Origin of the sequence: Lysobacter sp. ISL-50 (assembly GCF_018612875.1) — a bacterium.
GTDB lineage: Bacteria > Pseudomonadota > Gammaproteobacteria > Xanthomonadales > Xanthomonadaceae > Lysobacter.
On sequence record NZ_JAGGRI010000020.1, the window covers coordinates 189,457 to 197,810 of the forward strand.

The window sequence follows — 8,354 nt, forward strand, 5'->3', positions numbered from 1 at the left end:
TGCGTTCCATCCCCAACGCCAAGTCTCTCTGGCGCCACGTCGAATCATAGTCATTTGAAAATATTGCAACAGCGAAAACAGTGAAAAATTCCCGGTAATTTCGCTGTTTTTTCGCGAATCAAAATCTGCGCCACGCCGCAGCCCGGCCACGTCACCGCCTGCGCCCGCGATGCTTCGCGGATACAAGTCAGATCTCGACAACGATCTTTCCGCACGCATGACCTTTCTCCAGATGACGGATGGCATCGGCAGCGTCCCCAAGCGGGTAACGACGATCGATGACTGCACGAAGCACCCCTTGCTCAAGCAATCCGACGAGCGTCGCCAGATCTTCGGCCGTGGGAGTGTTCGACACCACGATCCAACGATGTCCGCGGTCGATGAGCGGCATCGCCAATACTTTCAGCGCGAGGCGCAGCGGACCGAACCAGTGGTTCGTGCCGGTGCCTCCCACCCAGATGAACCGCCCCCGCGGCACAAGCACGCGCCGGCAGCGACGCAGAGGTTGGCTGCTGACCGTGTCGATGATCGCGTCGTAGCGGGTGGAACCGGCGGTGAAATCGTGCTTGCGGTAATCGATGACATGATCGGCGCCGATGTCGTGCATCAGCGATATCTTGGCTTCGCTGCACACGGCGGTGACCGTGGCGCCGAAATGCTTCGCAAGCTGTACGGCATGCACGCCCACCCCGCCGCCCGCGCCGTTGATCAGCACATGCTGTCCGGACGTCACTTGGCCGTAGTCGCGCACTGCGTAGAGCGCGGTGCATCCCGCCAACGGAAGCGTGGCGATTTCGGCGAAGCCGATACCATGCGGCTTATTTACCGCGACCGCTGCATCGACGCACAGGTACTCGGCGAGAGCGCGGGTACGCCCGGTGGAAAAGTCGGCGATCTGGCCGAAGACTTCATCGCCGGCACGAAACGTGGTGACATCAGCGCCGACGGCGTCGACGACCCCGGCGAAATCGAGGCCGACACCGTTGTTTTTCGGGCGTTTCAGGCCGATCTGAAGTCGCAGCATGTAAGGGCTTCCGCGCAGCAGATAGAGATCGGCAGGGTTGACCGAAGCGGCGCGCATGCGGATGCGCAGCTCATTCGGGCGCGGCTGCGGCATCTCCACGTCCCGGAATTGCAGGACATCGGGTGACCCGTACTCGTGGTAGACGACGGCCTTCATGCGCTCGTCCTGATATCGGTCTCGATCTTGACGATCGTGCCCTGCGCGACCGCGACCAGCATGGATTCCTGATTGCGGACGACGTAGACCTTGCAATCGCACACCGCCTGCCTCAATGCGAAGGACAGCACGGAGGACTTGGCGACCAGCAGTTCGCCGATGGTCGGCATCACGTAATTGATCTTGAATTCCGAGGTCACGCAATTGCCGAGCACGGTCGCGCCGGCGAAGGTCAGACAGTTGTCGGCCAGGTAACTGACGACGCCGCCATGCACGAACCCGTAACTTTGCTTGAAATCCTCGCGGATCCGCAGCGACAGTTCGGCATAGCCCTCCGACAGCTCGCACAGCTCCGTCCCCAGCAGCCTGCTGAAGGGCTGCGACACCAGCACCTGCTGGCCCATTTCGAAGAATCTGCTCAACTCGACGCCCTCCTTGCACGAGCGTCACCGAGTCGGTACGCGCTGCCGGCGGCATCGTTCAGGCCGATCCGCTCCAGCGCACCGCGGTAGGTCCGCTCGTCCCTGCCGAAGGAATTGATCACATCGCTGAATGTCGATGCGCTGTTGGCCGGAAGCAGGTACTTGACGAATGTCGCGAGGGTTCCGCTTGGGCCGACGTCCAGCAAATGAAAGTCGCCCCTGTCGAGCAGGCTGCGCACCGTGGCGCCGAACTCCACCGGCTGTCGGAACGTGGTCCACAGGCGCCGCGGCCAGTCTCTTGAATCGCTGTCGCCGTCGTGCACGCGGCCGTCCACACACGACACCGTCGGCGTGCGCAGCGGCGCGAAGTCCAGCTTTTCCGTCAGCGCCATGAACGGCGCTTCGAGCGCCGAGTGCATTTGGGTGTGGAACCCGTAGTTGACGGCCAGCGTCTGATGGACCACGCCGTCGCGCGCCAGCGCTTCGCGCAGCGGTGCGATCGCGTCGGCCGGTCCGGTTACGACAAGATGCCCGTCGAAATTGCGCGCGGTTACCCAGCAACCCGTAAGCCGGTCGGCATAGCGCGTTTCGATGTCGGGCACGCCGACCACCGCCAGCATCGTCGCCGGCGGACTTTGGGCTTCGACCAGCCGGGCGTAATCGACGGCCAAACCGATGCCCTGCTCGATGGTCAGCGCTTCGCCGACGATCGCGGCGGTGAGTTCGCCCAGACTGTAGCCGAGCAGATAGTCCGGCTTGGCGCCCGCTTCGATCAGCACTTTCGCCAGGCTGAACTCGAACGCGACCAGCGCCGGACTGGTGTGCAGCAGGCGGTCGAACGGCTGGCCTTTGTCGCCTTTGCGGTACAGCACATCGCAGAGCGAACCGCCCATCAGCGGCCCCGCGATTTCGTCGCAGTGCTCCATCCACAGCCGGAACCTGGGATGCCGGTCGTACAGCTCGCGTCCCATCTGATGGTACTGCGAGCCTTGGCCGGAAAACATGAAAACGAGAGGAAGGCGCATGGACAGTCAAGCCGCCGAATGTTCTTCGAGCGACAGCTCGTCGAGATCGAAGTAGCCGTTGAAGCCTTCCATGTAGACGGCCGCGCGATGGCCAAACAGCACGATGGCCGGAGTACGCGTGATCAGCGCGCCGTGCTCGGCCGCCACCGACTTCACGCCGGTGCCGACGGGATGACGGGTGTTCCAGGCCGCGACCTTCTGCTCCGCGAGCGCGAAACGATCGTTGTTCGCACCGCCATTGGATTGTGCATGCGCGCCGCTGGCATCCCCGGCGGCGCTCGCGGACGCCGCAACAACGGCGCCAACATTCGGAACCTCCGATTTTTTCTCCACTTGCGCCGTCGGCGCCTGATCCGCGCCGGCCTTCGCCGCGATCTGCCTGATCTTGACGATCATTTTCGCCAGCACGTCTCCATGGCCGATCTCGACGAATTCCATCGTCTCCGACAGCGACATGAGATGGTGGATGGTGTCGTTCCACAGCACGGTGCTGGAGATCTGCTTCGACAGGTACTCGACGACGGCAGCGTCCGGATACGGCTTCGCGGTCAGGTTCGCGATCACCGGAATCTTCGGCTTCGAGAATTTGCGCTTCTTGAGGAAGGCCTCGAACTTGCGCTTCGCCGGGATCATCAGCCGCGAATGGAACGCACCGCTGGTATTGAGCGGAACGTACATCACCCGGTCGAACTGAAAGACCTCCTGGCATGCGGCGATGTCGGCGACAGGCCCGGAGATGACGATCTGCAGCGGCGTGTTGTAGTTGGCGATGTCGACGTTGCTCAAGCCTTTCTCCTTGAGCAACGTCTCGATCTGGTCGCGGGTGGCGTTGACGATAGCGGCCATCGCGCCTTGGTCCGCCTCGCTCATCAACTCGCCGCGCTTCTTGACCAGCTTCAGGCCGGTCTCGAAATCGAAGCATTCCGCCGCCAGCAGCGCGTTGAATTCGCCGAGGCTGTGACCGGCGAGGTAATCGGGGGTCTCGCCGGTGTCCTGGACTCTCTTGTAGTACGACAGCGCATTGACGACGTACAGCGCCGGCTGGGTGAACTGGGTCTTGCCCAGTTCGCGCCGCGGGTCCTCCAGACACAGTTCCTTGATGGAGTAGCCGAGCACCGCGTCCGCCTTCGCGGTCAGCTCCGCGAACGCATCGAACAGGTCGCCGCCCATGCCACGCGCCTGCGAGCCCTGCCCCGGGAACATGTAGGTTTTCATCGAATCCTCCTGAAAGAACGTATGTGCGAGTTTTTTGCCGATCAGCCGCGTTGCAGGCAGATCGCGGTATTGATGCCGCCGAAGCCCATGCTCATGTTGAGCGCGCGCTCGACGACGTGATCGATGGCGGTCGCGCCCACCCAGCGCAATCCCGCGTCGATGGGGTTGTCCAGATTGCGCGACGGATGCAGGCGTCCGGCCTGCATCTGCAGCATCACCGCGATGAGTTCGACCATGCCGGCGGCGCTGAGCGAATGCCCCACCAGCGATTTGGTCGCATTGAGGTAGGCGCGATCCAGCCCGCAGGCGCCCAGCGCGGCCAGCTCGGTCTCGTCGCCGATCACCGATGCGGTGCCGTGCGGATTGACGTAATCGATCGCATCCGCGGGCAGCCCGGCCATCGCCAACGCATCGCGGATCACGGCGGTTTCGCCTTCGAGCGACGGATTGGGATTGCGGTTGGCGTCCCAGGCCATCGCCCAGCCCTTGAGTTCGGCGTACGGCGTGCGCGTCGCGTCGGCGGCACGGCGAACGACGATCGCGCCGCAGGCTTCGCCGAAGATGAAACCGTCGCGGTCGCGGTCGAACGGCCTGCAGGCCAGTTCGGGCGCGTGCGCGAAGCGATCCGAGCCCATCGCGCCCAGCGAACGGAACGCCTGGCACTCGAAGAAGGACAGATCCATCAGCGCGCCGAGCGCGATGCAGACATCGACCTGCCCGGAGCGTACCGCTTCGATCGCCTGTATCGCGGCCAACTGTCCGCTCGCGGACGCGCCGCCGACGGTGATGGCGAGACCGCGGATGCCGAAGGCTTCGCTGCACACGCCGCACAGATCGGTGTCCATGAACGTCATTGCATGCGTCGGACGCAGGAACTCCACCTGGTGCTGATACTTGGCCTGGCTCAGCGCCAGTTCGCGCTGCTGGATGTTGGACCCGCCGACGATCAGGCCGATCCGGCGCGGATCGACGCCATCGAGCCCGGCGTCTTCCCACGCTTCGTGCACGGTCGCGAGCGCCACCTGCGCGGACCAGGACAGGTTGCGCAGCTTCACCGCGGCGATGGCATCAGGCATGCGCAGATCGGCGATCTCCGCGCCGATGAACGGCGGAGCGACGTCGTCAGCCGCGAACGGCTTTTGCCGGCCAGGACGCTGCATCGCCGCGAACCGGTGCTCGCCGGCCAGCAGCGCATCGGTGAAGTCGCGACGGCCCTGGCCGATCGACGCGGTAACGCCGATCCCGGAGACGACGATGGGCGTGGACTGAGCGGAATGCATATTCAGAGCAGTCCATCCTGGGAGCGTTTCATATTCATGGAGCGTGCGTTCACAGGCGGGCGTGCAGCAGCGTCGCCAGTTCGCCCATGTTCTCGGCCTTGGCGAATTCGATCATCGGCGCCTTCAACGACAGCGATTCGAGCGACAGCATCACGACTTCGGAGCGGTCGATCGAGTTCGCGCCGAGTTCGCGCAGGGAGTCCGTGAAACGGAACGCGTAGTCGTCGAGGCCGGGCACGACCTCTCGGGTATGGCCGACGATGGTGGCGAAGACATCTTCAAGGGTCATGGCGATCTCGGTTGCGGAGTAGGCGTTTGTGGAAGGAATCAAAGGGTTCGGATGCGATCGGGTTCGGGATGCTGTTTTCGGTAGCTCGGCTTGTCGTCGGCGGATGGAATGCGTGCGCTCATGCGCCAAACAGCGTGGCGATCTTCGCCTTCACCTCGGGCTGGGCGAAGGTCACCGCATGCATTTCGACCTCCTGCGCGATCGTGGCGGGCAGCGCTTGTCGCAGCGGCGCGCTCAGATGGTCTTTGAATGCGACCAGCGAGACGCGCGGCTTCTCGGCCAGCGTCTGCGCGAGTTCCAGCGCGTGCGCCACTACCTGGTCGCGCGGGACTACCGGAAACGGAATCCCGCGCTTGTGCAGTTCTTCACCGCGGTAGTTGTTCGCCGAGAGCATCATCTCCGTGGCCAGGCCCAAGCCCAGCTTCTGCGGAAGAATGAAGGTCGCGCCCATGCCCGGAGTGAAGCCGTAGCGCATGAAATTGGCGGTGTAGATGTTCTCCCGCCCCAGCACCACCAGATCGGCGAACATGCCCAGCACGAATCCGCCGCCGATGCCGTGCCCCTGCATCGCGGAGATCACCGGCACCGGACAGTGCAACGGCAGGCCGTAGAGCGCGCGGTCGGTGAATGCGCCGCGGCCCTCGGACAGATTCATCAGCTGCTCCTGGGTGCCGCCGCTCGCGAAATAGTTGTCGTAGCCGGTCAGCACCACGACCTTGCACTCCGGCAGACGCTCGACTTCCGCGAACGCGTTCATCAGTTCCTCGGTTAGCGCCTCGGAAAAGGTGTTCTTGCTCGCGCGGTCCTGCATCGTGATCTGAACGATCTGCGGCGCCACGAACTGCAGACTGACGACTTTCTCGGTGCTCACGCCGCGCCCTCCCACGGAAACTGGCCGGTCTTCACGTAGCGCGAGATCCTTTGCAGGTTATCGACATCGCAGAACACCTCGCGATTCGCGGCCAGCGCCATCGGCTCGGCCGCGGCGATGGACGTCTCGATCGCGCTCATGTAGCACTTGTAGCGCGCAACGCTGGTCTTGTTGAGTCTGCGCAGCCGCAGCAGATGCTTGCGCAGCAGGTTCTCGCTGTTGTCCTCGAAGGCGTCGACCAGCCCCCACTCGCGGGCGACCTGCACTGCAACCGGCTGGGTCGACAGGGTCATGGCGTTGGCCTTCGCGAAACCGATCCGGCGCACCAGGAACGGCAGCACGCAGGCCGGCATCAGCCCGAACAGCAGCTCCGAGAGGCTGAACACCGCCGCGGCATCGGCGAGCACGATGTCGCAGGCGGCGACGAAACCGATGCCGCCGGCGTTGGCCTTGCCGCGGACATGCGCGACAGATACGTACGGCCCGGTCGCCAGGCGCCGCCAGACGTCGTACAGCGGCTTGGGGTCCTGCTGCGGCACGCCGTCGCCATCGAAGCTCTTCTGCAACTCGGTGAAATCCGCGCCGAAGCAGAAGACCTCCGGCAGACCTTCGACCACGACGACCTTCGCGCGCGCGTCGCACGCGTCCAGGGCCGACGCGAACTCGGCGATCAGGCGGTCGTTGATCGCGTTGTTCGCTTCGGGCCGGTGGATCTGCAGATACGCGATGTCGTCGTCGAAACGCATGCGCAACGCGGTGAAGTCGGCGCTGTCGATCGGGCTGCCGTCCATCAGCCGACCCACTCGTATTCGCGGTGGAATTCCTTGATCTCCTTCAGGAACAGCACCGGCTTGTCCATCGCGCCGCGGGCCCGGGCGATGAAACCGGTGTCGAGCACGACGTTGCGCGTGCCGAAGCGGACCGCATTGCTGCCTACCAGCAGGCGGTCGTATTCCTCCATCGTCAGTTCGATGCGGCGGTCCAGATGCGCCTGGATGCCCATCGCGCGCAGGCGCTCCTGGCCTTCCTTGCGCACCACGCCGCTGAAGAATTCCGAGCAACAGCCCGAGCCGTAGGAGAAGGCGCCAACGCGCTTCGGGGTTTCGAAATCGCCGTGGTCGATGGTGCTGGCGATCGCCAGCGCCGTGGTCGCGCCCATGATGTTGGCGACGCGCTGGCAGTGGATCATGCCGGGAGTGACGCGACGCTGGAAATCCTCTTCGATCTCCTGCGGCTTGGCCCGCGCCATCTTGCGCATCATATTGCGGTGCGCGCCCTTGATCATGCCGCCGAACGGGCAGTGATAGGCCAGGTAGGTGAAGGTGGCGGCGAAATCCGCGTCCGGCACGCGCTTCTTGTATTCCAGGAAGGCGTTCTCGCAGCAGTCGAGATAGGACAGCAGCGACAGATCCGAATCGCCGGCGTCGCCGTCGGCGGTGGGCCGGCAGGTGTCCATGACTTCGTAGCCGTAATAACCGTTCGCGCCGACATCGACCTGGAAGATGTGCGGCTGATCGCTGATCAGCATCGCGACCGCGCCGGAGCCGTTGCTGGGCTCGGCGAACGACCAGTCGGCGGTCAGCGCGTCGCCGCCCTCTTCGACCATGAAGCGCGAGATGTCGGTGGCGAGCACCAGCGCCTTCGCGCCCGGCGAGGCCTGCGATAGCACGAAGTTCACCGCCATCTGGATGCCGGCCGCGCCGGAATAGCACGCGTTCTTGATTTCGAACAGGCGGCAGTTGCGATTCAGACCGAGCAGCGAGTGGCAGTAGGTGCTCATCGATTTGCCGAAATCGAAGGCCGATTCGGTACAGGTGATCACCATCTCGATGCGGTCCCGCTCCTCCGGGCTCAGCGCATCGACGATGGGCTTCGCGGCGTTGACCGCAAACGTGATCGGGTCTTCGTACGGCAACGCGACCGTCTTTTCCTTCATCAGCAGGTTCTCGAACCGGGTGGTGTCGAGCCCGCGATGCTCGGACAGCTTCCTGACATCCAGGAATGCCGTGCCGGCGAACACGTTCATTGCTTCAATACCCACTGCTTTCATGCTGTTCCTCTCCAAAGACCCA

General features: G+C 63.9%; 9 protein-coding genes. All 9 read right to left on the reverse strand.

What is annotated here, in order from left to right; translation table 11 throughout:
- Nucleotides 1-187: 187 nt before the first annotated feature.
- The gene (locus J7J50_RS13305; RefSeq protein WP_215058597.1) at nt 188-1,180 is read right to left on the reverse strand and encodes an NAD(P)-dependent alcohol dehydrogenase; all 993 of its coding nucleotides are present in this window, start codon (nt 1,178-1,180) and stop codon (nt 188-190) included.
- Entirely contained in the window at nt 1,177-1,602 is a 426-nt protein-coding gene (locus tag J7J50_RS13310; protein ID WP_215058598.1) for a PaaI family thioesterase, read from the reverse strand. Before J7J50_RS13310 ends, J7J50_RS13305 begins: the two co-directional genes overlap by 4 nt.
- Nucleotides 1,599-2,627, reverse strand: coding sequence for an acyltransferase domain-containing protein (locus J7J50_RS13315; protein WP_343222500.1), 1,029 nt, complete (start codon nt 2,625-2,627; stop codon nt 1,599-1,601). Before J7J50_RS13315 ends, J7J50_RS13310 begins: the two co-directional genes overlap by 4 nt.
- A gap of 6 nt (nt 2,628-2,633) precedes the next feature.
- Nucleotides 2,634-3,842 carry an ACP S-malonyltransferase gene (gene fabD / locus J7J50_RS13320; RefSeq protein WP_215058600.1) on the reverse strand — a complete coding sequence of 403 codons (1,209 nt, stop codon included), beginning with the start codon at nt 3,840-3,842 and terminating at the stop codon, nt 2,634-2,636.
- A gap of 41 nt (nt 3,843-3,883) precedes the next feature.
- The gene (locus J7J50_RS13325; RefSeq protein WP_215058601.1) at nt 3,884-5,122 is read right to left on the reverse strand and encodes a beta-ketoacyl synthase N-terminal-like domain-containing protein; all 1,239 of its coding nucleotides are present in this window, start codon (nt 5,120-5,122) and stop codon (nt 3,884-3,886) included.
- 49 nt (nt 5,123-5,171) lie between these two features.
- Complete coding sequence (locus J7J50_RS13330; RefSeq protein ID WP_215058602.1) at nt 5,172-5,411, reverse strand: acyl carrier protein; 240 nt, start codon at nt 5,409-5,411, stop codon at nt 5,172-5,174.
- A gap of 118 nt (nt 5,412-5,529) precedes the next feature.
- On the reverse strand, nt 5,530-6,282 hold the full coding sequence (locus J7J50_RS13335) for a polyketide synthase (RefSeq protein WP_215058603.1): 753 nt from the start codon (nt 6,280-6,282) through the stop codon (nt 5,530-5,532).
- A complete protein-coding gene (locus tag J7J50_RS13340) occupies nt 6,279-7,073 on the reverse strand; it encodes an enoyl-CoA hydratase/isomerase (RefSeq protein ID WP_215058604.1) in 795 nt (264 codons plus the stop codon). The genes J7J50_RS13335 and J7J50_RS13340 overlap by 4 nt, the downstream gene beginning before the upstream one ends.
- Nucleotides 7,073-8,332: a hydroxymethylglutaryl-CoA synthase gene (locus tag J7J50_RS13345; RefSeq protein WP_215058605.1), complete on the reverse strand. Its 1,260-nt coding sequence runs from the start codon at nt 8,330-8,332 to the stop codon at nt 7,073-7,075. Before J7J50_RS13345 ends, J7J50_RS13340 begins: the two co-directional genes overlap by 1 nt.
- Nucleotides 8,333-8,354 lie beyond the last annotated feature (22 nt).

Excerpts from the sequence above, each read along its gene's own strand:
- J7J50_RS13325 (WP_215058601.1), bottom strand. The coding sequence starts at position 5,122 with ATGCATTCCGCTCAGTCCACGCCCATCGTCGTCTCCGGGATCGGCGTT.
- J7J50_RS13340 (WP_215058604.1), bottom strand. The coding sequence starts at position 7,073 with ATGGACGGCAGCCCGATCGACAGCGCCGACTTCACCGCGTTGCGCATG.
- J7J50_RS13345 (WP_215058605.1), bottom strand. The coding sequence starts at position 8,332 with ATGAAAGCAGTGGGTATTGAAGCAATGAACGTGTTCGCCGGCACGGCA.
- J7J50_RS13305 (WP_215058597.1), bottom strand. The coding sequence starts at position 1,180 with ATGAAGGCCGTCGTCTACCACGAGTACGGGTCACCCGATGTCCTGCAA.
- J7J50_RS13330 (WP_215058602.1), bottom strand. The coding sequence starts at position 5,411 with ATGACCCTTGAAGATGTCTTCGCCACCATCGTCGGCCATACCCGAGAG.
- J7J50_RS13315 (WP_343222500.1), bottom strand. The coding sequence starts at position 2,627 with ATGCGCCTTCCTCTCGTTTTCATGTTTTCCGGCCAAGGCTCGCAGTAC.
- fabD (WP_215058600.1), bottom strand. The coding sequence starts at position 3,842 with ATGAAAACCTACATGTTCCCGGGGCAGGGCTCGCAGGCGCGTGGCATG.